Raw genomic sequence first — 24,549 nt, 5'->3', positions numbered from 1 at the left:
CGGGCGAGGCCCGGCCAGGCCGGAGCGACCTGCGTTCCGGCCCGATCGAAGAGGATCTGGGAGGCCCGGATTGCCAAAGGCATCAGACGTCGTGTTCGTGGACGGCGTTCGCACACCGTTCGGACGAGCCGGCGAGAAGGGGGTGTTCTGGAAGACGCGGTCCGACGACCTCGCGGTGCACGCGATGCGCGGACTGCTCGACCGGAACGACTCCCTCGACACCGCAGCGGTGGACGACGTCGCCGTCGCCGCGACCACGCAGCAGGGTGACCAGGGCCTGACGCTCGGGCGCACGGTCGGCATGCTCGCAGGCCTGCCGAAGTCGGTGCCCGGCTACGCGATCGACCGCATGTGCGCTGGCGCCATGACGAGTGTCACGACGCTCGCGGGTGCCATCGCCTTCGGTGCCGCCGACGTCGCGATCGCCGGTGGGGTCGAGCACATGGGCCGCCACCCGATGGGCTTCAACGCCGACCCCAACCCGCGTTTCGTCGCGGAGCGCATGGTGTCGAGCGACGCCCTCGTCATGGGCGCCACCGCCGAGCGCCTGCACGACCGCTTCCCCGCGATCACGAAGGACCGCACGGACGCCTACGCCGTCCAGTCCCAGCAGCGCTACGCCGCCGCCTGGGCGAACGGCAAGCTGCAGCCCGACGTCATCCCGGTCGAGGTCAACAAGGGCGACGGCTGGGACGTCATCAGCACCGACGAGCCGCCCCGGCCGGGTACCACCCTGGAGGCGCTGGCCGCCTTGAAGACGCCGTTCCGGCCCCACGGACGGGTCACCGCCGGCAACGCAGCCGGACTCAACGACGGCGCGACCATGAGCCTGCTCGCGTCCGAGGACGGTGCGAAGCAGCACGGCCTGTCGACGAAGATGCGCATGGTGTCGTTCGCCTTCGCCGGCGTCGAGCCCGAGGTCATGGGCGTCGGCCCGGTCCCCGCCACCGACAAGGCACTGTCGAAGGCCGGACTGTCGATCGACGACATCGGCCTGTTCGAGATCAACGAGGCGTTCGCCGTCCAGGTGCTCGCCTTCCTCGACAACTACGGCATCGCCCAGGACTCCCCGAACGTGAACGCGTGGGGCGGCGCCATCGCCGTCGGCCACCCGCTCGCGTCGAGCGGTGTCCGACTCATGAACCAGCTCGCGGCGCAGTTCGCCGAGCGACCGGACGTCAAGTACGGCATCACCACGATGTGCATCGGGCTCGGCCAGGGCGGCACCGTCATCTGGGAGAACCCGAACCACAGCAAGTCGGCCGAGCGTTCCGCTCGGAAGGGGGCGTGACCATGACCATCGTCGACAACGACCGACTGGCCGAACTCAGCGAGGACGAGGTCGTCACCCACTCGTTCGTGAAGCACGTAACCATGCCCTCGGGCGGCACGCTGGCACTCATCACGCTCGACAACGGCAAGGACTACAAGCGGCCGAACACCCTCGGACCCCGCACGCTCCGTGAACTGTCCGGGGTGCTCGACACCCTGCGGACCGAGGCCGCCGCCGGCACGATCCAGGGCGTCGCGATCACCGGCAAGGAGTACTGCTTCGCGGCGGGGGCCGACCTGTCCCAGGCCGCAGCGGTCCCGTCGCGCGAGGCCGCGCACGACCTCGCCGCCCTCGGGCACGCCACGCTCCGCAAGTTCGCCGACCTCGGAGTGCCGTCGTTCGCGTTCGTGAACACCCTGGCGCTCGGGGGCGGGCTCGAGATCGCCCTGCACTGCACGTACCGGGCCTTCTCGTCCGCCGCGCAGGGCATCGGCCTGCCCGAGGTGTTCCTCGGCATCATCCCCGGCTGGGGTGGCGCGACACTGCTCCCCCGCCTGATCGGCCCGGAGCGCGCGCTCCGCGTCATCGTCGAGAACCCGCTCAAGAACAACCGCCTGATGGACGGTCCGGCCGCGGTCGAGATCGGCATCGGCGACGTCCTGGTGCCGTCCGTCACGTTCCTGCCCTCGTCCGTTGCCTGGGCCGATCGTGTCATCACCGGCGCGACCAAGGTGGTGCGGAAGAACGAGCCGGGCATGCTCGAGAAGGCGGCATGGGGCACCGTCGTCAAGGTCGCGCGTGGCCAGGTGGCGTCGAAGATCGGCACCGTGCCGAAGTCGCCGTTCCGAGCACTCGACCTGGTGGCCGCCGCCAAGTCGGGCTCGCTCGACGAACGGTTCGCCGACGAGGACGACGCCCTCGCCGACCTGCTGTCCGGCGACCAGTTCGCCGCGTCGATGTACGCCTTCGACCTCGTGCAGAAGCGCGCGAAGAAGCCCGTCGGCGCGCCGGAAGGTGTCGAACCGAAGAAGATCACCAAGGTCGGTGTCCTCGGCGCCGGGCTGATGGCCTCCCAGTTCGCGCTGCTCTTCGCCCGCCGTCTCGGGGTCCCCGTGGTCATCACCGACGTCGACCAGTCCCGTGTGGACGCCGGTGTCGAGCGGATCCGCGGCGAGGTCACGAAGCTGCTCGACAAGGGCCGGATCTCCCCCGACGACGCCAACCGCATCACCGCGCTCGTCAGCGGCTCGGTGTCGTACGACGACTTCGCCGACGCGGACTGGGTGATCGAGGCCGTCTTCGAGGAGATGACCGTCAAACAAGAGGTCTTCCGGAAGATCGAGCAGGTCATCGCCCCGGACGCCATCCTCGCCACGAACACGTCGTCGCTCTCCGTCGACGAGATGGCGTCGGTCCTGACGAACCCGGAGCGGCTCGTCGGCTTCCACTTCTTCAACCCGGTCGCGGTCATGCCGCTGCTCGAGGTGGTGCGCGCGGCGAAGACCTCGGACGAGGCCCTCGTCACCGCCCTCGCCGTCGCGAAGACCCTGAAGAAGACCGCGGTCATCACCGCGGACCAGCCCGGCTTCGTCGTCAACCGGGTGCTCGCCCGGGTGCTCGGCGAGGCGATGCGCGGCGTCGAGGAAGGCACCTCGTTCGACACCGTCGCCCAGGGTGCCGCACCGCTCGGCCTGCCGATGTCGCCGTTCGAGCTGCTCGAGCTCGTCGGGCTGCCGGTCGGTGCGCACGTGCTCGATTCGCACCACGCCGCCTGGCCGGAGCGCTTCTACCCCGGCGACGGCCTGAAGAAGATCGCCGAGCACGGGACGATCCTGACCCGCGACAAGAAGGGCAACGCGACCGGGTACGACCCCGCCGCCGTGAAGCTGGTCGCACCGTCCAAGAAGGACGCGAAGCCCGTCGACGCCGCCGAGATGCAGCGCCGGTTCGAGGATGCCCTGGCCGACGAGCTGCACCGCATGCTCGAGGACAAGGTCGTCGAGCACGTCGAGGAGATCGACCTCGGGCTCATCCTCGGCGCCGGCTACCCGTTCCAGGCCGGTGGGATCAGCCCGTACCTCGACCGCTCCGGTGCCTCCGAGCGTGTCTTCGGCGGTACGTTCCACGAGCCCCTGATCGTCGGCCCCGCTTCCCGCTAGGCCCAGTACGCAAAACACCGGTGTTCGCGCACCGAACACCCGCAAACCGCGGAGTGGAGCGCGAACACCGGTGTTTTGCTGACCGGACCCGGACCGGACCCGGACCCGGGCCGAGCGGTCAGCGGTCGGACGCGGCGGACTCGCGGGAGCGCGCGGGCTTCGCCTGCGGCAGCTTCGTCCCGACGACCTGGTCGATGACGTCGCGGGCGATGGCCTGCGCCGTCAGCCCCGCGTCGGCGAGGATCTGGGACCGCGTCGCGTGGTCGATGAACGCGTCGGGCAGCCCGAGCTCGTTCACCCCGGTATCGACCCCAGCGGCACGCAGGTCCTGCCGCAGCCGGGTCCCGACGCCGCCGACCCGCACGCCGTCCTCGATCGTGATGACGAGCCGGTGTGAGCGCGACAGTTCGATGAGCGAACCCGGGACCGGGACCACCCAGCGCGGGTCCACGACGGTGACGCCGATGCCCTGCGCCTCGAGCAGCGCCGCGGCCTCGAGTGCCACCGGCACCATGGACCCGACGGCGACGAAGAGGACGTCCTCGACGTCGTCCGCGGCGGCGTGCAGCACGTCCACACCGTCGGGGAGACGACGGACCGCGGGGATGTCCGGCCCGACCTGCCCCTTCGACCACCGCAGCACGGTAGGGGCATCGTCGACGGCGATCGCCTCGCGGAACTCCTCACGCAGTGTCGCGGCGTCCCGTGGTGCGGCGATCCGGATCCCCGGCACGACCTGCAGCAGTGCGAGGTCCCACATGCCGTGGTGCGACGGGCCGTCCGGACCGGTGATGCCGGCGCGGTCGAGCACGAACGTCACGCCGGCCCTGTGCAGGGCGACGTCCATCAGCACCTGGTCGAACGCCCGGTTCAGGAACGTCGCGTAGAGCGCCACGACCGGGTGGAGTCCCCCGTACGCCAGGCCCGCGGCGGTCGTCACGGCGTGCTGCTCCGCGATGCCGACGTCGTACACGCGGTCGGGGTGCTGCTCCTGGAACAGGTGCAGCCCGGTCGGCCGGAGCATCGCCGCCGTGATCGCCACGATCCGAGGGTCCGAGGCGCCGGCCTCGGCCAGGGAGGACGCGAACACCGAGGTCCACGAGGGGCCCGACGCGGCGTCGAGCGACTCGCCCGTCTCCGGGTCGATGTGGCCGACGGCGTGGAACTGGTCGGCCTGGTCGCGCAGGGCAGGCTCGAAGCCGTGGCCCTTCTCCGTGATGACGTGCACGATCACGGGAGCGCCGTACTCCTTGGCCTGCCGGAGCGCAGCCTCCATCGCCTGCTGGTCGTGCCCGTTCACCGGGCCGATGTACTTGATGTCGAGGTTCGAGTACAGCGCCTCGTTGTTCGTCAGTCGCGACAGGAAGCCGTGCAGGCCCCCGCGCATGCCGCGGTACACCGCACGACCCGGAGCACCGAACCGCGCCGCCACGGCCTGCGTGCTCTCGTACAGGGCCCGGTACTCGCGGCGGGTGCGCACGGAACTCAGGAACCGCGCCATGCCACCGATGGTCGGGGCGTACGAGCGGCCGTTGTCGTTGACGACGATGACCAGGCGCCGGTCGTTGTCGTCAGAGATGTTGTTGAGCGCCTCCCACGTCATCCCACCGGTGAGGGCGCCGTCCCCCACCACCGCGACGACGGAGCGGTCGGTCTGCCCGGTCTGCCCGAACGCGCGGGAGATTCCGTCGGCCCACGACAACGACGACGACGCGTGCGAGGACTCGACGATGTCGTGCTCGGACTCGCTGCGCTGCGGGTAGCCGGCGATGCCACCGCGTTCGCGCAGCTTGGAGAAGTCCTGCCGCCCGGTGACGAGCTTGTGCACGTACGACTGGTGCCCGGTGTCGAAGACGAAGGGGTCGTTCGGCGAGTCGAACACGCGGTGCATCGCGAGCGTCAGCTCGACGACACCCAGGTTCGGCCCGAGGTGCCCACCGGTCTTCGCGACCTCGGCGACCAGGAAGCGCCGGATCTCGGCGGCGAGGTCGGTCATCTGCGCGTCGGAGAGACGCTTCAGGTCGCGCGGCGACGTGATGCTGGCGAGCAGGCTCACGGGCGCTCCTTTCGTGGGGCTGTCGGCCCACTCTATTCTCGGGACCCGACAACGGACGGGAGGCCCGTGGCGGTGTCGCCACGGGCCTCCCGTCCGTCCTGTGGTCGCGTCAGCGACCCGTGCGCACGTCGCTCAGACGAGCGAGCGGAGCACGTACTGCAGGATGCCGCCGTTGCGGTAGTAGTCGGCCTCACCGGGGGTGTCGATGCGGACGACCGCGTCGAACTCCACCGGCTGCTTGCCGGCGGGCGAGTGCTCGCTCGGCGTCGCGGTGACGTGCACGGTCTTCGGGGTGCGGCCCTCGTTCAGCTCGGTCAGCCCGGAGATCGACACGACCTCGGTGCCGTCGAGGCCGAGGGACTCGACCGTCTCGCCCGCCGGGAACTGCAGCGGGACGACGCCCATGCCGATGAGGTTCGAGCGGTGGATCCGCTCGAAGCTCTCGGTGATGACCGCACGGACACCGAGCAGGTTCGTGCCCTTCGCCGCCCAGTCACGGGACGAGCCGGAGCCGTACTCCTTGCCACCGAAGATGACGAGCGGGATGCCCTGCGCCTGGTAGTGCTGCGAGGCGTCGTAGATGAACGACTGCTCGCCGTCCGGCGTCGTGAAGTCACGGGTGTACCCGCCCTCGACGCCGTCCAGCAGCTGGTTGCGCAGACGGATGTTCGCGAACGTGCCGCGGATCATGACCTCGTGGTTGCCGCGACGCGAGCCGTAGGAGTTGAAGTCCTTGCGGTCGACGCCGTGCTCGGCGAGGTACTGACCGGCGGGGCTGTCGGCCTTGATCGAACCGGCCGGCGAGATGTGGTCGGTCGTGACCGAGTCGCCGAGCTTCGCGAGCACGCGGGCACCGGAGATGTCCGCCACCGCGTCGGGCTGCATCGTCATGCCCTCGAAGTACGGGGGCTTCCGGACGTAGGTCGACTCCTGGTCCCACTCGAAGGTGTCGCCCGTCGGGGTCGGCAGGTTCTTCCAGCGGTCGTCGCCCTCGAACACGGAGCCGTACTCGTGGGTGAACATCTCGGTGTCGATCGAGGTGTCGATGACCTGCTGCACCTCAGCCGCGTCGGGCCAGATGTCGGTCAGGTAGACGTCGTTGCCGTCCTGGTCGGTGCCCAGTGCGTCCTTGTCGAAGTCGAAGTGCATCGACCCGGCGAGGGCGTACGCGATGACCAGCGGCGGGGACGCCAGGTAGTTCATCTTCACGTCGGGGTTGATGCGGCCCTCGAAGTTGCGGTTGCCCGAGAGCACCGCGGTGACGGCGAGGTCGTTGTCCTGCACGGCCTGCGAGATCTCCTCGGGCAGGGGGCCGGAGTTGCCGATGCAGGTCGTGCAGCCGTAGCCGACCGTGTAGAAGCCGAGCTGCTCGAGGTAGGTGGTGAGACCGGCCTTCTCGTAGTAGTCGGTGACGACCTTCGACCCCGGCGCGAGGGTGGTCTTCACCCAGGGCTTCGCGGTGAGGCCCTTCTGCGCGGCGTTCCGGGCGAGGATGCCGGCGGCCATCATGACCGACGGGTTCGACGTGTTCGTGCACGACGTGATCGCGGCGATCGCCACGGCACCGTGGTCGATCGTGAACGGGTCGCCGTCGGCGATGGCGACCGAGGTCGGCTTCGAGACGGTGCCGGGCGCGCTCGAGGCGTGCACGGGGACCTCGGGCCCGGGGGCGTCCTGCAGGTCGTCCACGGCGTGCTCGTCACCGGGGGCCGCGGCCACCGGGTCGGACGCCGGGAACGTGTCGGCGACGGCCTTGTCCTCTTCGCTGTGGTCGATGCTCGCGTAGTTGGCGAGGTCGACCTCGAACTGGTCCTTGGCCTTCGACAGCTCGATGCGGTCCTGCGGACGCTTCGGGCCCGAGATGGAGGGCACGACCGTGGACAGGTCGAGCTCCATGTACTCGGAGTAGTTCGGCTCGACCGAGGCGTCGTGCCACAGGCCCTGGGCCTTGGAGTACGCCTCGACCAGGGCGATCTGCGCCTCGTCGCGACCGGTCAGGCGCAGGTAGTCGAGCGTGACGTCGTCGACCGGGAAGATCGCCGCGGTGGAACCGAACTCGGGCGACATGTTGCCGATGGTGGCGCGGTTGGCGAGCGGGACGGCGCTGACGCCCTCGCCGTAGAACTCGACGAACTTGCCGACGACGCCGTGCTTGCGGAGCTCCTGCGTGATGGTGAGCACCACGTCGGTCGCGGTCACGCCGGCGGGGATCTCGCCGGAGAGCTTGAAGCCGACGACCTTCGGGATGAGCATCGACACGGGCTGGCCGAGCATCGCGGCCTCGGCCTCGATGCCGCCGACGCCCCAGCCGAGCACGCCGAGGCCGTTCACCATCGTGGTGTGCGAGTCGGTGCCGACCAGGGTGTCCGGGTACGCGTAGGTCTCGCCGTCGAAGTCACGCGTGTAGGTGACCTTCGCCAGGTACTCGATGTTCACCTGGTGCACGATGCCGGTGCCGGGCGGGACGACCTTGAAGTCCTCGAACGCGGTCTGGCCCCAGCGGAGGAACTGGTAGCGCTCGCCGTTCCGCTCGTACTCCAGGTCGGTGTTGCGCTGCAGGGCGTCCGTGCTGCCGAACAGGTCGGCGATGACGGAGTGGTCGATGACCATCTCGGCCGGCGACAGCGGGTTGATCTTGTTCGGGTCGCCGCCGATGTCCGCCATGGCCTCGCGCATGGTGGCGAGGTCGACGATGCACGGCACACCCGTGAAGTCCTGCATGACGACGCGCGCCGGCGAGAACTGGATCTCGGTGTCGGGTTCCGCGTCGGGACGCCAGGAGCCGAGCGCCCGGATCTGCCCCTCGGTGACGTTCTTGCCGTCCTCGGTGCGGAGGAGGTTCTCGAGCAGCACCTTCAGGCTGTAGGGCAACTTCTCGTGCCCGGGAACCGAGTCGATCCGGTGGATCGCGTAGTCGACACCCCCAACCGACAGTGTGTCCTTCGAGCCGAAGCTATTGACTGCAGCCACCGTGCCGCCTCCCTACTGATCGGTTTGCCCTCATCCTCGCGGGCCGTGGACCGTCCCACCAGCAAGGCAAACCTAATCCCGCGGACACGTGCGCGCCCGGCAGGAACTATCTTGATGTCGAGAGAACTCTACACCGCGGCGACGTCGTCGCGCCGGACGAACACGGTGCGGACCAGCAGCCACGTCACCCAGAGGACCGCCGCGTACAGCGGCACGCCGAGGATGAGCTTCAGCCCGGCGAGCAGTTCGACCTGCGCTGTCAGGTAGAGCGGGACCTCCACCGCGAGCCGGACGGCGAACAGGCCGACCCATATCCAGGTGGCGACCGTCAGGACCCGCCGCTTGACCGGGTCGGCACGCCAGTCGACGTGCGAGCCGTCCTCGTTCGCGGGCAGCAGGAAGCCGACGACGAGCCCGATGAGCGGCCAGCGGATCGCCAGCGTGATCAGCAGCCCGACGAGCCAGACCGCGTTGATGATGATGCCGGGGATGAAGTTGCTCTCCGCGCGGCCGGTGATGAGCGCGAGGCCGGCCGAGACCGCGACGCCGAGGATGCCCGCGAACGACATCGTCACCGACTGCCGCTGCACCAGCCGGAGCACCACGAACACCAGGCCGACGACCACGGGGATCACGACGCTGGGCACGAGCTCCTTCGTGATCGCGTAGACGACCAGGAACGCGAACCCGGGCAGCACCGACTCGGCGAGCCCACGAACCCCGCCGACCGCGCCCAGCAGGGCCCGACCGGACGGTGCCTCGCCGGGCGCGACGCGGGCGATGCCGGCGTTCTGCACCGCGTCACGGAACTGCGCGGAGAACGACGGCGCCACCGACGACTCAGCTGCCGGTGCAGCGGGGTCGGGGCCAGCCGTCTCGGGTCGTGGGGTGTCGTCGTGGTCCGGCACCGTGCCTCCAGGCGGGGTTGCTCGTCGGGCCGTCAGATCGCGGTCTGCGTCGACTTGGGCATGTGCAGCGGGATGAGGTCGCGCGGCGGCATCGGCGTCGTGCCGCGCACGACGACGACGCTGCGGAACAGCTCCTCGATCTCGCTGGCGTCGTCGGGCTGCTCGGCGGCCTTGCCGGCGATCACGCCGCGCAGGAACCAGCGCGGGCCGTCGACGCCGACGAAGCGGGCCGGACGGGAACCGGCGGTGCCGCCGTCACCATCCACGGCGACCGGCACGGACGCCCGGAGCTCGGGGCCGAACGGGCCGTCGACCTCGGTCACGACACCGCCCTGGCGCTCGATCTGCTCGGCGATCTGGGCGCGGATCTCGTGCCACAGGCCGGTGGACCGGGGCGCGGCGAACGGCTGGACCTGCAGCGTGGAGTCGTCGTAGTCGAGCCCGACCGCGACGACGCGCTGCGAGCCCTCCTCGACCTCGAGGCGCAGGTGCAGGCCCTCACGCGGGAGCACCTTCACCCCGCCCAGGTCGACGTAGGGGCGGACCAGGTTCGCCTCGGTCTCGTCGTGGGGGCCGTTCTCGGCCCGGTCGTCCGGAGCGGACTTGTCCGTCGGGGCGACCGCGTCGACCTCGTCGTGGTCCGCGTCTGCATCGGTCGCGATGTCGACCTCGGGGGACGTGTCCGCGACCTCGATGTCGTCGGCGACGGCGTCCGCCACCTCGACCTCGTCCTGCTTGCGTCGGCCGAACTTCATGCGCGCGTCCCTTCCTGAGCGTCTGCGGCGGCACCGTGCACGGCGCCGCTCCGGTCACCGTAGCCCGACGAGCCGAACCCGCCCTGTCCGCGGACGCTGTCCGGCAGCTCGTCGACCCGGGTGTAGGTCACCTGCGGCACCGGCATCACGATCAACTGGGCGATGCGGTCGCCCACGTGGACCTCGTACGGTTCCGTCTGGTCCGTGTTGAGCAGCGCGACCTTGATCTCGCCGCGGTAGCCGGAGTCGACGGTGCCGGGGCTGTTCACGATCGTGATGCCGTGCTTCGCCGCCAGGCCGCTGCGCGGGACCACGAACGCGGCGTACCCCTCGGGCAGCGCGATCCGCAGTCCGGTGGCGGCCAGGTGTCGCTCGCCCGGCTGCAGCACGAAGGCCTCGGTGGAGACGAGATCGGCACCCGCGTCGCCGGGGTGGGCGTGGCCGGGAGCGTGCTCCCCGGTCCAGAGGACGTCGACTGGTTCGGTCACGTGACGAGGGTAGTGCAGCCGTGACCGTTCCGTGACCTCGTCCGCTCGTGATCGAATGGACCCGTGACCCTGTACCGCGAACGACTCTGGGCCCCGCCCGCCCTGTACCTGGCGACGGCGCTCGTGATCCCCGCCACCCTGCTCGTCTTCCTCCCCATCAGCGTCCTGGCCGGCGTCCTCGTGGCGATCGGGATGGAGCTCGGGGTCCTCGTGCTCCTGTGGGTACTCGCACCCACCATCGAGGTCACCGACACCGAGTTCCACGCGGGCAGGGCACACCTCCCCCGGACGCTCGTGGGCACGACCGAGGCGTTCGAGGGCACGGCGGCCACCGAGCAGCGCGGCCCGGCACTCGACGCCCGCGCCTGGACCCTCTTCCGCGGCTACGTGCGGGGGGTCGTCAAGGTCGAGGTGCGCGACGACGCCGACCCGACGCCCTACTGGCTGGTCAGCGTCCGCCACCCGGGCAAGGTCGTCGAGGCGCTGCGGTCCTGACGGACCACGGGCAACGGCCCTGGAGGCGCGGCTCGGCCCCGCCTCGCAGCCCACGACGAAGGCCCCGCATCCCATCGGGACGCGGGGCCTTCGCTGATCGTTGCGTCGAGGACGACGCGGCTGTGCTCGCTAGAGCGACGCGCACTCCGCGCAGACCGGTCCGAGCTTCGACTCGTGGTCGAGCTGGGAACGGTGCTTCACGAGGAAGCACTCGACGCAGGTGAACTCATCGACCTGCGGGGGCAGCACCACGACGTCGAGGTCGACGTCGCTGAGGTCCTGCCCGGCGAGTTCGAAGCTGCCGGGGTTGTCGGAATCATCGTCGACGACCCCCGACATCTTGTCGGGAACGCGCTCCTTGAGGGCCTCGATCGACTCTGAGTCAGAGTTGTCGTCGGTCTTCCGGGGGGCGTCGTAATCGGTGGCCATGCCCATCCATTCTCGTATCGAGAGGTCGTCGCCGGGTGATCGGCGGCGACAGTTTGCACCACGCCCCGCCGATGCGCAAACCGAGTGCTGCGGCGGGTCGTGCTGGCTGTGCAACCAGTGACCCGAACCGGACATTCCCGACACCCGTTGCCGGGCTCCGGCGCGCTCTCGGATCGGCCTGCGGATGTGCGCGGCACGCCCGTGCGCCTCCCCGGAAACCGTCCGTCCTCCCTGCATACTCACGGGGTACGACAGCAGGACCGTACGCGACGCTGGGAAGGCGGAACCATGCAAGACGTGAGAGTCATCGGAGTCGAGTCCGGCGCACTCCTCCTGGCGACCGACGGCGGCACCGAGTTCCGGTTGCCCGTCTCGTCGTCGCTGGCGGGTCAGGTGCGCCAGGCGAACCCCGACGCCGGTCCGCAGAAGCGGGTCTCCCCCAAGGACGTCCAGGCACGGATCCGCGGTGGTGCCGACGCCGCCGACGTGGCAGCCGCGCTCGACGTCGACGTCGAGTACGTCCGTCGCTTCGAGGGTCCGGTCCTGGCGGAGCGGGCCTTCATCCTCGACGCCTCGCACCGCGTCCCGGTCACCCCGGTCGACGACGAGGCCCCCGACACCTTCGGCCCCGCGATCACCGCGAAGCTCGAGGCCGGCGAGGCCACCGCGATCACCTGGGGCTCCTGGAAGCACCCGGAGAGCGGCTGGCAGGTCCGCGTCCGCTACACCGCGGGCGAGGTCGAGCACGACGCCCAGTGGCGTTTCGACCCGAAGACCTCGACCCTCGCGCCCGACAACGGTGACGCCCACCGGCTGTCGCACACCGACGACGAGGGCATCGCCCCGCGCCTGCGTGCGGTCGAGTTCGAGCAGCAGGACGACGACGGCACCCGCTTCGACTCCGGAGCCTTCCGCGTCGACGAGCCGGAGCAGCCGGCCGCCGAGCCCGAACCGTCCCAGCACGCACCGCTCCGTGCGCCACTGCCCCGCATCGGCCAGGCCACCGTGGAAGAACGTGCTCCCGGCAACGAGACCGCCGACCTGCTCGAGGCGCTGCGCCGTCGCCGCGGTGAGCGTGAGGCCGCGTCCTTCGGCGAACAGCGCGAGGAGCCCGCCCGCGGGACCTCGATCAGCGTCGTCGACATCCCGCTGCAGGGCTTCGAGGACGGCGGCGCGAACGACACCGCACCGCAGTCGACCGACGGCCGTCCGGCCTCGGCGCCGGAGCCCGAGAGCCGCGGCGAACGCAAGAAGCGCAGCCGCCGCTCGATGCCGAGCTGGGACGAGATCGTCTTCGGCACCCGCCCGGACGACGACCCCGCCTGATCCGGACCACCGCGCGTCGGCGCCGACGCCCCTAGTGAGCGAAGGCACCGGCGAGCCGGAGCGGGACGATCGTCTCCTCGTCGGTCATCGCGCCGTGCTGGCCGATCATGCGCTTCGGTGTCTCGTCCTCGCGCAGGGCTCGGTCGTCGTTGAACGCCCACGAGCCTCGCGCCACGACGAGCACGTCACCGATCCGCGGCACCACCTCGTCGGACACCTGCCCGAACCACCCGGCCTCGATCGCCTCGGCACGGCTGGCGACGGACGCCTTCTTGCCGTAGCGCGCCCGGAACGCGCCGACGAGGGCGCGGACGTCGGTGCCCGGTGCGACCGTGAGCTGTCGGCAGCGCGGGTCTCCTGCGACACCGACGACGTCGGTGAGCAGCAGCGGGTCGATCGCGATGTTCGCGTGGTCCGGCACGTCGAGCACACCGTGGTCCGCCGTCACCAGGACCCCCACGTCGTCGGCGCTGCGGGCATCGAGGCGGGCGAGTTCCCCGTCGAGCAACTCGAGCGCGGCCGTCCACCGGTCGGACTGCCAGCCGGACTTGTGGCCGATCGAGTCGAGCTCCGGCACGTACAGGTAGACGAGCGACCGGCCGGAGTCCGTCTCGGCCAGGGCGGCGTCGACCCGCTGGGCGATCGAGTCCGCCGACACGTACCGCGCACCGCCGAGCACGTTCGCGGTCATCCCGGACGATCGGTACCGGTCCGGCCCGACGACGACCGGGTCGAGTCCGAGCTCAGCCGCCCGGGTGAACAGCGTCTGCGTCAGGAGCCAGTCGGCGGGCACCTCGGTGTCCCAGCCTCCGAGCAGGTTCATCACGGCACCGGTGTCCGGGTTCCAGCCGCTGTACCCGATCACCCCGTGGGTGCCGGGCGATCGGCCCGTCGTGAGCGTGCTCAGTGCGGCCGCGGTCGTGGTCGGGAACCCGCTCCGCAGCTTCTTCGCGGTGCCGGTGCCCTTCGCGCCGGTCAGCCAGCGGGCGTGCCCGGCGCGCGCGGACAGCGCGGCGGACCCGAGGCCGTCGACGAGCACGACGATCGCCGAGCGGGCGGGGCGGAGGGTGATCCGGGCCTCCAGGCCGTTGCCACGCAACCACGCATCGTCCGCTGCACCGAGCGCGACGAGGCAACTCGGGAAGACGTCGGCGAGGTTCGCGACGCCGTCGGGGGCCGTCGGTACGCTTGTTCCCATTCCACGAGTCTTCCAGACGACTCTGGTCTTCCAGAAAGGTGCCATGGCACGCACGGATGTAGTCGGCCTGCCCGACGGTGAGCGCATCGAGGACGTCGACGTCTCCGAGGAGATGCAGGGTTCCTTCCTCGAGTACGCGTACTCCGTCATCTACTCGCGGGCACTGCCCGACGCCCGCGACGGCCTGAAGCCGGTGCAGCGCCGGATCCTGTACCAGATGGCCGAGATGGGGCTGCGCCCCGACCGCGGACACGTCAAGAGCGCCCGCGTCACGGGCGAGGTGATGGGCAAGCTGCACCCGCACGGCGACGGCGCGATCTACGACGCGCTGGTCCGGATGGCCCAGCCGTTCACGATGCGCGTGCCGCTCGTCGACGGCCACGGCAACTTCGGCTCACTCGACGACGGACCCGCTGCGGCCCGCTACACCGAGGCACGGCTCGCCGAACCGTCGATGGCGATGACCGAGGGCCTGGGCGAGGACGTCGTCGACTTCGTCCCGAACTACGACAACCAGATCATGCAGCCCGGCGTGCTGCCGGCGGCGTTCCCGAACCTGCTCGTCAACGGTGCCTCCGGCATCGCGGTGGGCATGGCGACGAACATGGCACCGCACAACCTGGGCGAGGTCGTCGAGGCCGCGAAGCACCTGCTCATGAACCCGCAGGCCACCCTCGAAGAGCTCATGGAGTTCGTGCCCGGCCCGGACCTGCCGTCCGGCGGCACCATCGTCGGGCTCTCCGGGGTCCGCGACGCCTACGCCACCGGCCGCGGTTCGTTCCGCACCCGCTCCAAGGTGAGCGTCGAGAACCTCACCCCGCGCAAGGTCGGCCTCGTCGTCACCGAGCTGCCCTACCTGGTCGGCCCCGAGCGCGTCATCGAGAAGATCAAGGACGGCGTCCAGTCCAAGAAGCTCGTCGGCATCTCGGACGTCAACGACCTGACCGACCGCAACCACGGGCTCCGGCTCGTCATCGGCATCAAGAGCGGCTTCAACCCCACCGCCGTGCTCGAGCAGCTCTACAAGCACACCCCGCTCGAGGACGGCTTCGGCATCAACAACGTCGCCCTGGTCGGCGGGTCACCCCGCACCCTCGGGCTGCGCGAGCTCCTCGACGTCTACGTGCAGCACCGGCTCGACGTCGTCACCCGCCGGTCGCAGTACCGCCTGGCACGTCGCAAGGACCGGCTGCACCTGGTCGAGGGCCTGCTCATCGCGATCCTCGACATCGACGAGGTCATCCAGGTCATCCGCACGTCCGACGACTCCGAGGCGGCGCGCAACCGCCTGCGCGACGTCTTCGACCTGTCCGAGGTGCAGGCCGAGTACATCCTCGAGCTGCGCCTGCGTCGCCTGACGAAGTTCTCGCGGATGGAGCTCGAGGCCGAGCGTGACCAGCTGCTCGCCGACATCGCCGCCCTCGAAGAACTGCTGGCGTCCGACGAGCGCCTCCGCGCGCAGGTCGCCCTCGAGCTGACCGAGGTCTCCGACAAGTTCGCGACCCCGCGCCGCACCCTGCTCACCGAGGCGGACGCCCCGGTCAAGGGCGGTCGGAAGGCCGCGGTCGACCCGGAGTCCCTGCAGATCGCCGACTCCCCCTGCCGCGTGCTGCTCTCGACCACCGGGCGGCTCATCCGCGTCGACATCCCGACGTCGGAACTCGGCATCGTCCGCGTGCCGAAGCGCTCGAAGCACGACGCCGTCCGCTCCGCCGTGGTGAGCACAGTCCGCGGGCAGCTCGGCGCCCTGACCTCCACCGGGCGGGTCCTGCGGCTCTCCCCCGTCGACGTCCCCGCCGTGCCGCCCGCAGCGGTCCGGCTCGACGCCGGCGTCCGGGTCACCGACTTCCTGGCGCTCACCAAGGGCGAGACGGTCGTCGCGCTCGTCGACCTCGGTGGGGCATCGTCGGACTCGCTGGCGATCGGTACCGCGCACGGCGTCGTGAAACGCGTCGTCCCCGGCGCCTGGCCGGACAAGCCCGAGTTCGTCGCCATCGGCTTGAAGCCCGGAGACGCGGTGGTCGGTGCCGCCCAGGCCCCGGAGTCCGACGACCTGGTGTTCATCAGCTCGAACGCGCAGCTGCTGCGGTTCCCGGCGTCCGTCGTCCGGGCGCAGGGGCTGCCCGCCGGTGGAGTGGCCGGCATGGCCCTGGCCGACGGCGCCGCCGTGATCTGGTTCGGGTCCGTCGCACGCTCCGACGACGCCGTGGTCGCCACGGTGTCCACCACCTCGACAGCGCTGCCCGGCACCGACGCCGGCCGAGCCAAGGTCTCCGCGCTGTCGGAGTTCCCGGCGAAGGGCCGCGCGACCCAGGGTGTCCGGGCGCACGCGTTCCTGAAGGGCGAGGACGGGCTCACCGTCGGCTGGGCGGGCATCGCGCCGCCGCACGCTGTCGGCACCGACGGCGCCGCCCGCACCCTGCCCGACTGGCTGTCGAAGCGTGACGGGTCGGGTGCACCGCTCGAGGCCGTCATCGGCTCGATCGGCGGCAGCGCCGCGACGCTCGACGGCACCGCCGGCGAGGCGTAGGCGGGCGCCGTCCGTCCGTCCGTCCGTCCGCTGCGCGCGCTCGCTCGCTCGCGAGAGCGACAGTGTCCCACGAACGGTTCGTGGGACACTGTCGCTTCGGCGGCACGGACCGCGCACGGTGGCGGCACGGTGTCGCTCTGGCGGCACCGAGACTCGGCCTACGCGACATCGTTCGCCGTCCGGCACCCGAGTCCGGTCGCCCACCGCGAGACTCGCTGGCCGGGAGGCGCGGGCCAGTCGCGTCCGGACCGCTCGCGCCGCCGACGCGGAAGCGACAGAAGTCCGCCAACAGTTCGCGGGAGACTGTCGCTTCGGCAGCACGGACCGCGCACGGTGGCGGCACGGTGTCGCTCTGGCGGCACCGAGACTCGGCCTGCCGCCGCGCCGCTACGCGTCGATGCGGTCGCGGTCGAGGCCCTCGCCGGCCAGGATGAACTCCTTGCGCGGCGCCACGTCGTTGCCCATCAGGAGCTCGAACACCTTCGCAGCGCCCTCGGCATGGGTCACGTTCACCCGGCGCAGGGTTCGGTGCGCACGGTCCATCGTGGTCTCCGCCAGCTGGTCCGCGTCCATCTCACCGAGGCCCTTGTACCGCTGGATCGGCTCCTGGTACTTCTTGCCCGTCTTCTCGAGCTTCTTCAACACCGTCTGCAGCTCCTGTTCGGAGTACGTGTACAGCGTGTCGTTCGGCTTGCCGCGGTTCACCACGACGACCCGGTGCAGCGGCGGCACGGCGGCGAAGACCCGGCCCTGCTCGATCATCGGCCGCATGTACCGGAAGAACAGCGTCAGCAGCAGTGTGCGGATGTGGGCGCCGTCGACGTCGGCGTCGGACATGATGATGATCTTGCCGTAGCGGGCTTGGTCGATGTCGAACGTCCGACCCGAACCGGCACCGATGACCTGGATGATCGACGCGCACTCGACGTTCGAGAGCATGTCCGACACGGACGCCTTCTGCACGTTGAGGATCTTGCCGCGGATCGGCAGCAGCGCCTGGTACTCACTGTTGCGCGCGAGCTTCGCGGTGCCCAGGGCCGAGTCGCCCTCGACGATGAAGAGCTCGGTGCCCTCGGTCTCCTGCGAGCGGCAGTCGGCGAGCTTCGTCGGCAGCGAGGAGTTCTCGAGCGCGTTCTTGCGCCGCTGGGTCTCCTTGTGCGCCCGCGCCGAGATGCGGGTCTTCATCTCCGACACGACCTTCTCGAGCAGGGCGGCCGACTGCGCCTTCTCGGTGCGCTGCGTCGAGGTCAGGATCTCGGTGATGCGCTTCGACACCACCTGGTCGACGATCTTGCGGACCGCCGGGGTGCCGAGGATCTCCTTCGTCTGCCCCTCGAACTGCGGCTCGGGCAACCGCACGGTCAGCACGGCGGTCATGCCGGCGAGGACGTCGTCCTTGTCGAGCTTGTCCTGCCCGACCTTGAGCTTGCGGGCGTTCGCCTCGACCTGGGCGCGGACGGCCTTCACGACACCGGACTCGAACCCGGCCTGGTGGGTGCCCCCCTTCGGCGTCGCGATGATGTTGACGAAGCTGCGGAACACGGTCTCGTACCCACTGCCCCAGCGGAGTGCGAGGTCGACCTCGCACTCGCGCTCGACCGAGGTGGAGACCATGTGGCCCTTGTCGTCGAGCATCGGCACGGTCTCGGTGAAGGTCCCGGTGCCCTGCACACGCCAGACGTCGGTCAGGGGGCTGTCGACGGCGAGGTGCTCGACGAACTCGCCGATCCCGCCCTCGTACCGGAATCGCTCGACCACCGGGCCGGCAGCCACGGTGGTGCCCGTCGCCTCGGCACGGGCGGCAGCGGCGTCGATCGACGCAGCGCGCTCGTCGGTGATGGTGATGCCGAGCCCGGGCACGAGGAACGCCGTCTGGCGTGCACGGGTGACCAGGTCGTCGGTGCTGAACCGGGCGTCGGCGGTGAAGATCTGGCGGTCCGCCCAGTACCGGATCCGGGAACCGGTGACGCCCTTCTTGACCTTGCCCACCACACGCAGTTCACTGCCCGACGTGAAGGGCGCGAACGGGGCGTCCGGGCCGATGCCCTTGCGGTCGTCGAAGATGCCGGGCTCGCCGCGGTGGAACGACATGGCGTAGGTCTTGCCGCCACGGTCGACCTCGACGTCGAGGCGCTCCGACAGCGCGTTCACGACCGAGGCCCCGACGCCGTGCAGCCCGCCCGAGGCCGCGTACGATCCGGAGCCGAACTTGCCACCGGCGTGCAGCTTGGTGAACACGACCTCGACCCCGGTCAGGCCGGTCTTCGGTTCGACGTCGACGGGGATGCCGCGGGCGGTGTCGCGGACCTCGACCGAGCCGTCGGCGTGCAGCACGACGCCGATCTCGTCACCGTGTCCCGCGAGGGCTTCGTCCACCGAGTTGTCGATGATCTCCCACAGGCAGTGCATGAGGCCGCGGGAGTCCGTCGACCCGATGTACATGCCCGGCCGCTTCCGGACCGCCTCGAGCCCTTCGAGGACGGAGAGATGGCGTGCGGAGTAGTCGGAGCTCACCGTCGGAGTTTACCGAGCGGCACCGACAGCACCGTGTGGACACTCGCACTGGGGCCATCCGATCCGCGCTGAGCGAAACAGGCCGCGACAATGCGTCGCTCCCAGGCATCACGTGTTGAAATGGTGCAACCACCCGGCACCACCTGCGATCCGTGAGGAGCACAGCAATGACCCAGACCGTGCAGGACCCCTCCATCGACGAAGTCAGCAACCACCAGCTGACCGCCGCCGACCGTTGCGACAGCTGCGGGGCGCAGGCCTACATCCGAGCCACCATGTCGAGCGGCGAGCTCTACTTCTGCGCCCACCACGGCGCCGAGTTCAAGGACAAGCTCGCGGCGACCGCCATCGAGTGGCACGACGAGAGCAGCCGACTCTACGAGTCGAAGTAGTCGCGACCGGCAGACGGACAGGAGGCGCGGTGCCAGCTGGCACCGCGCCTCCTGTCTGTCTGCAGCCTGGTTCAGAACGCGCGGAGACGACGAAGGCCGGGCCCCCTCGGGACCCGGCCTTCTTCGTCGTGCGTCAGGCGATGCGCTTGAACGCCTTGTCGACGTAGCGGTCGACCGTCGCGCGCGCTTCACGTGCGTAGCGGTCGATGGTCGCCGTCTGCTCCGCGTCGGGCGCGTACTCGCGGCCCAGCCGTGCGGTGGCTGCGGCGAGGACACCGTCGGTCAGCTGCGGGTTGAGCGGCAGGACCGGACCCTGGGTGTGCGTGCCGAAGGAGTTCCCGACGATCGCGCCCTCGACCGGCGAGCCGGCCTGGTTGCCGCCGCCGGAGACGACGTCGGCGAAGGGCGTCACGCCGGCTGCGAGCTCGATGCGGGTGGCGTGGTCCTCGAAGCCGGCAAGACCCTTCGGCGCTCCGGGGAGCAGCGGGTACCGGGTCTCGAGCACGAAGTAGTTCACGCGGCGCTCGGCACCGCGCACGGCACGGGCGTCGAACACACCGAATCCGGCGAGCGGCGCGCCCTCGGTCGGCACGACCTCGTTCGTCGCGAGGTCGAACCCGCCGCCGACGGCGATGACCGGCACGCCATCGGCCGCGAACGCACGGAGCGTTCCGCCGATGCGTGCGATGTCGTCACCCAGGGAGCGCATGGCGCTGAGCGGTCCGTTGCCGATCACGACGACGTCCGCCGTGGTCGGCAGGTCGTCGCCGGGCGCGTACTCGAGGACCTGGGTCTCGATGTCCGCGGCGGCCGCACGGCGTACCAGGGCCGCGACGTTGCCGCGGTCGCCCGAGACACCCATCTGCCGGGGGTAGACGTGCAGGATGGTCAGCCGGTCGGCCGTCATGCGGTCTTCTCCATGTCCGGGTGGCCGAGGGCCTTGCGGGCGATCATCATGATCTCGTAGTTGACGATGAAGTTCTTCGTCCCACGGGTCGTCGAACCGAGCTGCTCCATGTGCTTGATGGCAGCCTCGACGTCGGGCTCGACCCGGCCGATGCGGACACCGGCATGCTCGAGCGCGATCGCGATCTGCCACGCCTTGTCGCCGGAGACGACGTCCACGTGGTCGAGCTTCGAGAAGTCGATGTCGTAGATCCAGGAGATGTCCGGCGTGCCCTCGTCGATCGCCATGAGGACCTGCTCGGGCTGGTCCGGCAGGGCGTCGAGGTTGAGCTGCAGGCTCGCGGCGTTCTTGAACATCGTGAACTCGGCGGACTCGCCCGCGATGGGGAGCCGCTCGCCACGGCCGTAGGCCGGCTTCATCGTGCCGAAGGCCTTCGTCACGGCGTCGGCGCGGAACTGCGCACCGAGGGCCGCACTCGCCGTCGCGGTGGCCGCGGCGGCGTCGACCGCGTAGTGCAGGCCGCGGGCGGGCAGACGGACCGGGATCTCGGCGCCGTCGAAGCGGATCGTCGCGCCGTCGCCCGTGTGGGCCACGACCTCGGCGTCGGCGGTGTGCTGGGCACGGTCACCGGCGTCGAACGAGTCAGCGTTCTGCAGGCCGTTCGGCGCTGCGGCGATGACCTCGTCGCTCGCACCGAACCGCAGGACGCGCTGCCCCGGGGTGCCGCTGTAGCCGTCGAGGAACTGGTCGTCGTGGTTCGTGATGACGTTCGCCGTCGACAGTGCGGCGGTGTCGAGCATCATCGTCGCCACACGCTCGGTCTCGAAGAACCGGTACAGCTGGTCGACCTGCACGTTGAGCATCGTCACCGTCGAGGGCGACAGGATGCCGGCGAGCTCCACCGCGAAGGCCTCGTCGACCTCGAGGATGCCGATGTCCGCCTTGAGACGTCCGGTCAGCGAGACCTCGGACAGCAGGGCCGACGCGATGCCCTGCGGCAGGTTCGCGCCCGACGGGTTCGTGAAGACACGGAGCCCGTGGGCCCGGACGATGTCGGAGATCATGTGCGTCGTCGTCGACTTGCCGTTCGAACCGAGCACGAAGACGACGCCGTTCGGGAACTGCTTCGTCACGTGCTGCAGGAAGTCCGGCACGAGCTTCAGGACGATGAACCCCGGGTAGGCGGATCCACCGCCCCGCGCACGGGCGAGGGCACGGAGGATCCGCCCGATCAGGATCGGGATGAAGAAGCGCATGCCGGCTTACTCGAGGTAGTCGCGCAGCGACTGCGACCGCGACGGGTGGCGGAGCTTCGCCATCGTCTTGGACTCGATCTGACGGATGCGCTCGCGCGTCACGCCGAACGTGTCACCGATCTGGTCGAGGGTCTTCGGCTGGCCGTCGCCCAGGCCGAAGCGCATGCGGATGACGCCCGCCTCGCGCTCGGACAGGGAGTCGAGCAGGCTCTCGAGCTGCTTCTGCAGCATCGTGAAGCCCACCGCGTCGGCCGGCACGACCGCCTCGGTGTCCTCGATGAGGTCACCGAACTCGGAGTCGCCGTCCTCACCCAGGGGCGTGTGCAGCGAGATCGGCTCGCGACCGTACTTCTGCACCTCGACGACCTTCTCCGGGGTCATGTCGAGCTCGCGTGCGAGCTCTTCCGGAGTGGGTTCGCGACCGAGGTCCTGCAGCATCTGGCGCTGCACGCGGGCGAGCTTGTTGATGACCTCGACCATGTGCACCGGGATGCGGATGGTGCGGGCCTGGTCGGCCATGGCGCGGGTGATGGCCTGACGGATCCACCAGGTCGCGTACGTCGAGAACTTGAAGCCCTTGGTGTAGTCGAACTTCTCGACCGCACGGATCAGGCCCAGGTTGCCTTCCTGGATGAGGTCCAGGAACTGCATGCCGCGACCGGTGTAGCGCTTGGCCAGCGAGACGACCAGACGGAGGTTCGCGCCGAGCAGGTGCGACTTCGCACGCTGACCGTCACGGGCGACCCAGCGCAGCTCACGCTCGGCGGGCTTCGACAGCCCCGTCGAGTGCTGCAGCTTGTCCTCGGCGAACAGGCCGGCCTCGATGCGCATCGCGAGCTCGACCTCCTGCTCGGCGTTGAGCAGGGCGACCTTGCCGATCTGCTTGAGGTAGTCCTTCACCGGGTCGGCGGTGGCACCCGTGATGGTCGTGGAGTAGACCGGTGCCTCGTCGTCGTCGGTCTGCGAGATGACGAGCGCACCGGCGGCGACCGCGGCAGCGGCGTCCGGCTTGGCCGTCTTGTCGTCGGTGTCGTCGGCCTCGTCGGTCGGCTCCTCGACCGGCTCGTCCGAGGCGATGGCCTCGTCGACGGCGTCGGTCTTCTTCGCCTTGGGTGCTGCCTTCTTGGCAGGCGCCTTCTTGGCAGGGGCCTTCGTGGCGGGGGCCTTCGTGGCGCGCTTCTTCGGCGCTGCGGTGCCCTCGGTGGCGGTGGCGTCCTCTGCCACAGCGCCCTCGGGCTCGGTGTCCTTCGTGGGATCGATCGTCGTGCTCCGGGCAGCCATGCGATCACCTCTCTCGTCGTGCCACGTTCGTGGGGTCGTGGCTTCCCTCGCCGCCCAGGTCCCGCGCCGCAGTCCCCCGCGTCGTACGAGTCCTACCGTTCCGGGCAGCACTAGGACCCATGTCAAGTCCCCCGAGTTCACCGGCGCACCGAAGTGCTCCGACAGACAGGGGTCCCGAACGGGTCCGTGATCATTATTGCACGTGCCGCCTCCGCAGGCGTGCAACGAGTGCAACCCAGAGTGGTCCGACGCGTATTCCCTCTTCCGAGTGCAGCACCCGACGGGTCCGGCGGCGGGCGTGCAGGAGCATCCCGACGCCGAACCCGACCACGACGTACTGCACCGTGAGGGCGATCCGGAAGTTCTCCCAGGCGAACACCGTGGTGCCCGATGCCCGCGCCGCCACGTCGAGGACGACGCCGATCAGGTACATCATCACGAACGCCGCGAGGAACCCGCCGACGTTCACCACACCGTTCGCCGAGCCGAGCGAGCCGATCGGGTTGAAGGTCCGGGCGAAGTCGAAGCCGATGAGCGAACCGGGTCCGCCGATGCCCATCGCGACGACGAGCAGCACGAGCAGCCAGGTCGGCGGGTGCCCGGGCCAGAGCAGGATCGCCGTCCAGAGCACCGCGAGCAGCACGACCACGCCGAGCACCAGGTTCGACCGGCGCATCGGGAACCGTGCGCAGAGCACGCCGAGCACCGGGCCGGCGACGAACCCGACCACCACGATGATCGTGAGGAAGCCCGCCGCCTCGCCCGGGGAGTACCCGAGTCCCCGGAGCATCGGGACGCCCCACAGCAGCGAGAACACCGTGCCCGAGGACTGCGTGACGTAGTGTGACCAGAACCCGAGCTGTGTGCCGGGGCGCCGGAGCGCGTGCCCGAAGGTGCTGAACGCGGCACCCCACGAGTGCGGCAGCGGGATCGTGTCGGTCCGCACCGGCACCGGACCGTTCCGGACGAACACGGCGGCGAGCACGAGACCGACCGCGCTGGCCGCGGCAGCGACGCCGAACGCCGGGGTCCACCCCACCGAGTGCAGGAGCACGGCGAACGGGAACGCCGACAGGACCTGGCCGATCTGCCCGAGGTTGCCCGTCCACTGGGAGATCTGCGGCAGGATCCGGCCGCTGAACCACATCGGTACCAGGCGGATCACCGAGATGAAGGTCATCGCGTCACCGGCCCCGACCAGCACCCGCCCAGCGATGGCCGGCCCGATCGAGGGCGACACCGCGACGATCGCCTGTCCGACGACCAGCAGTGCGGCACCGAGGAGCACGAGCCTGCGCGGTCCGACGCGGTCGAGCGCGATCCCCACCGGGATCTGCAGCCCCGCGTAGACGGCGATCTGCACCACGGCGAGCGTCGACAGGACGGCCGCCGAGACGGCGAACCGGTCCTGCGCGTCGACGCCGGACACTCCGAGCGAGGACCGTTGCACGACGGCGAGGACGTACGCGAGGACCGCGACGCCCCAGATCAGGAAGGCACGACGGGAGTTCACCGGACCAGGCTACCGACGCGTTCCCACGTCGATACGCGACAGCCGTCGCGAACGCGGGTCACGTCGTGCAGGTGACGACGGAACGGCCTGGAGGCGCGG

At 70.2% G+C, this 24,549-nt stretch carries 18 protein-coding genes; 6 read left to right on the top strand and 12 right to left on the bottom strand.

All coding sequences use genetic code 11. The features are described from left to right. Window positions 1-70: 70 nt before the first annotated feature. Window positions 71-1,291, top strand: a complete 1,221-nt coding sequence (locus H489_RS23425; protein WP_081612195.1) for a thiolase family protein — start codon at window positions 71-73, stop codon at window positions 1,289-1,291. 2 nt (window positions 1,292-1,293) lie between these two features. After that, on the top strand, window positions 1,294-3,432 hold the full coding sequence (locus tag H489_RS23420; RefSeq protein WP_031259260.1) for a 3-hydroxyacyl-CoA dehydrogenase NAD-binding domain-containing protein: 2,139 nt from the start codon (window positions 1,294-1,296) through the stop codon (window positions 3,430-3,432). A 118-nt stretch (window positions 3,433-3,550) separates the two neighbouring features. Here the strand turns inward: H489_RS23420 and dxs are convergent, their stop codons facing one another. The 5 genes from dxs to dut form a co-directional block, all read right to left on the bottom strand. Beyond that, window positions 3,551-5,488: a 1-deoxy-D-xylulose-5-phosphate synthase gene (gene dxs / locus H489_RS23415; protein ID WP_017886104.1), complete on the bottom strand. Its 1,938-nt coding sequence runs from the start codon at window positions 5,486-5,488 to the stop codon at window positions 3,551-3,553. 132 nt (window positions 5,489-5,620) lie between these two features. After that, a complete protein-coding gene (locus H489_RS23410) occupies window positions 5,621-8,458 on the bottom strand; it encodes an aconitate hydratase (RefSeq protein ID WP_017886103.1) in 2,838 nt (945 codons plus the stop codon). Between the two features lie 128 nt (window positions 8,459-8,586). Beyond that, on the bottom strand, window positions 8,587-9,291 hold the full coding sequence (locus H489_RS23405) for a DUF3159 domain-containing protein (protein ID WP_167578286.1): 705 nt from the start codon (window positions 9,289-9,291) through the stop codon (window positions 8,587-8,589). Between the two features lie 107 nt (window positions 9,292-9,398). Then, window positions 9,399-10,121 (bottom strand): DUF3710 domain-containing protein, encoded by a 723-nt coding sequence (locus H489_RS23400; protein ID WP_017886101.1) that lies wholly within the window; start codon window positions 10,119-10,121, stop codon window positions 9,399-9,401. Then, window positions 10,118-10,609 (bottom strand): dUTP diphosphatase, encoded by a 492-nt coding sequence (dut, locus tag H489_RS23395; protein WP_017886100.1) that lies wholly within the window; start codon window positions 10,607-10,609, stop codon window positions 10,118-10,120. The genes H489_RS23400 and dut overlap by 4 nt, the downstream gene beginning before the upstream one ends. A 63-nt stretch (window positions 10,610-10,672) precedes the next feature. Here dut and H489_RS23390 point away from each other — a divergent pair, with 63 nt between their 5' ends. Continuing rightward, a complete protein-coding gene (locus H489_RS23390) occupies window positions 10,673-11,104 on the top strand; it encodes a DUF3093 domain-containing protein (protein ID WP_017886099.1) in 432 nt (143 codons plus the stop codon). A 129-nt stretch (window positions 11,105-11,233) separates the two neighbouring features. Here H489_RS23390 and H489_RS23385 read toward each other — a convergent pair whose 3' ends face one another. Next, complete coding sequence (locus H489_RS23385; RefSeq protein WP_017886098.1) at window positions 11,234-11,533, bottom strand: DUF4193 domain-containing protein; 300 nt, start codon at window positions 11,531-11,533, stop codon at window positions 11,234-11,236. A 297-nt stretch (window positions 11,534-11,830) separates the two neighbouring features. Here H489_RS23385 and sepH point away from each other — a divergent pair, with 297 nt between their 5' ends. Then, window positions 11,831-12,859: a septation protein SepH gene (gene sepH, locus H489_RS23380; protein WP_167578285.1), complete on the top strand. Its 1,029-nt coding sequence runs from the start codon at window positions 11,831-11,833 to the stop codon at window positions 12,857-12,859. Window positions 12,860-12,890: 31 nt separating this feature from the next. Here the strand turns inward: sepH and H489_RS23375 are convergent, their stop codons facing one another. Beyond that, window positions 12,891-14,057 (bottom strand): alkaline phosphatase family protein, encoded by a 1,167-nt coding sequence (locus tag H489_RS23375; protein WP_017886096.1) that lies wholly within the window; start codon window positions 14,055-14,057, stop codon window positions 12,891-12,893. Between the two features lie 43 nt (window positions 14,058-14,100). On the opposite strand from H489_RS23375, the gene H489_RS23370 reads away from it, so the two are divergent. Further along, window positions 14,101-16,587 carry a DNA topoisomerase (ATP-hydrolyzing) subunit A gene (locus tag H489_RS23370; RefSeq protein WP_017886095.1) on the top strand — a complete coding sequence of 829 codons (2,487 nt, stop codon included), beginning with the start codon at window positions 14,101-14,103 and terminating at the stop codon, window positions 16,585-16,587. Between the two features lie 387 nt (window positions 16,588-16,974). Here H489_RS23370 and H489_RS23365 read toward each other — a convergent pair whose 3' ends face one another. Beyond that, window positions 16,975-19,101, bottom strand: coding sequence for a DNA gyrase/topoisomerase IV subunit B (locus H489_RS23365; protein ID WP_017886094.1), 2,127 nt, complete (start codon window positions 19,099-19,101; stop codon window positions 16,975-16,977). A gap of 167 nt (window positions 19,102-19,268) precedes the next feature. Between H489_RS23365 and H489_RS23360 the strand changes: the two genes are divergently transcribed. Then, complete coding sequence (locus H489_RS23360; protein ID WP_017886093.1) at window positions 19,269-19,493, top strand: hypothetical protein; 225 nt, start codon at window positions 19,269-19,271, stop codon at window positions 19,491-19,493. 133 nt (window positions 19,494-19,626) lie between these two features. Here H489_RS23360 and H489_RS23355 read toward each other — a convergent pair whose 3' ends face one another. From H489_RS23355 to H489_RS23340, 4 genes are all read right to left on the bottom strand, one after another. Continuing rightward, window positions 19,627-20,400 (bottom strand): type 1 glutamine amidotransferase, encoded by a 774-nt coding sequence (locus H489_RS23355; protein WP_017886092.1) that lies wholly within the window; start codon window positions 20,398-20,400, stop codon window positions 19,627-19,629. Then, the gene (locus tag H489_RS23350) at window positions 20,397-21,656 is read right to left on the bottom strand and encodes a MurT ligase domain-containing protein (protein ID WP_017886091.1); all 1,260 of its coding nucleotides are present in this window, start codon (window positions 21,654-21,656) and stop codon (window positions 20,397-20,399) included. The genes H489_RS23355 and H489_RS23350 overlap by 4 nt, the downstream gene beginning before the upstream one ends. 6 nt (window positions 21,657-21,662) lie before the next feature. Beyond that, window positions 21,663-22,937 carry an RNA polymerase sigma factor gene (locus tag H489_RS23345; RefSeq protein WP_017886090.1) on the bottom strand — a complete coding sequence of 425 codons (1,275 nt, stop codon included), beginning with the start codon at window positions 22,935-22,937 and terminating at the stop codon, window positions 21,663-21,665. 193 nt (window positions 22,938-23,130) lie between these two features. Then, a complete protein-coding gene (locus H489_RS23340; protein WP_017886089.1) occupies window positions 23,131-24,450 on the bottom strand; it encodes an MFS transporter in 1,320 nt (439 codons plus the stop codon). Window positions 24,451-24,549 lie beyond the last annotated feature (99 nt).

Source organism: Curtobacterium flaccumfaciens UCD-AKU (assembly GCF_000349565.1).
Lineage (GTDB): Bacteria > Actinomycetota > Actinomycetes > Actinomycetales > Microbacteriaceae > Curtobacterium > Curtobacterium poinsettiae.
This window is presented reverse-complemented; position numbering and strand designations above follow the sequence as displayed.

Bases quoted from the DNA above. Each gene is read 5' to 3' on its own strand.
- H489_RS23400 (WP_017886101.1), bottom strand. From the start codon at position 10,121: ATGAAGTTCGGCCGACGCAAGCAGGACGAGGTCGAGGTGGCGGACGCC.
- H489_RS23375 (WP_017886096.1), bottom strand. From the start codon at position 14,057: ATGGGAACAAGCGTACCGACGGCCCCCGACGGCGTCGCGAACCTCGCC.
- H489_RS23345 (WP_017886090.1), bottom strand. From the start codon at position 22,937: ATGGCTGCCCGGAGCACGACGATCGATCCCACGAAGGACACCGAGCCC.
- H489_RS23420 (WP_031259260.1), top strand. From the start codon at position 1,294: ATGACCATCGTCGACAACGACCGACTGGCCGAACTCAGCGAGGACGAG.
- H489_RS23360 (WP_017886093.1), top strand. From the start codon at position 19,269: ATGACCCAGACCGTGCAGGACCCCTCCATCGACGAAGTCAGCAACCAC.
- H489_RS23355 (WP_017886092.1), bottom strand. From the start codon at position 20,400: ATGACGGCCGACCGGCTGACCATCCTGCACGTCTACCCCCGGCAGATG.
- H489_RS23370 (WP_017886095.1), top strand. From the start codon at position 14,101: ATGGCACGCACGGATGTAGTCGGCCTGCCCGACGGTGAGCGCATCGAG.
- H489_RS23350 (WP_017886091.1), bottom strand. From the start codon at position 21,656: ATGCGCTTCTTCATCCCGATCCTGATCGGGCGGATCCTCCGTGCCCTC.
- H489_RS23385 (WP_017886098.1), bottom strand. From the start codon at position 11,533: ATGGCCACCGATTACGACGCCCCCCGGAAGACCGACGACAACTCTGAC.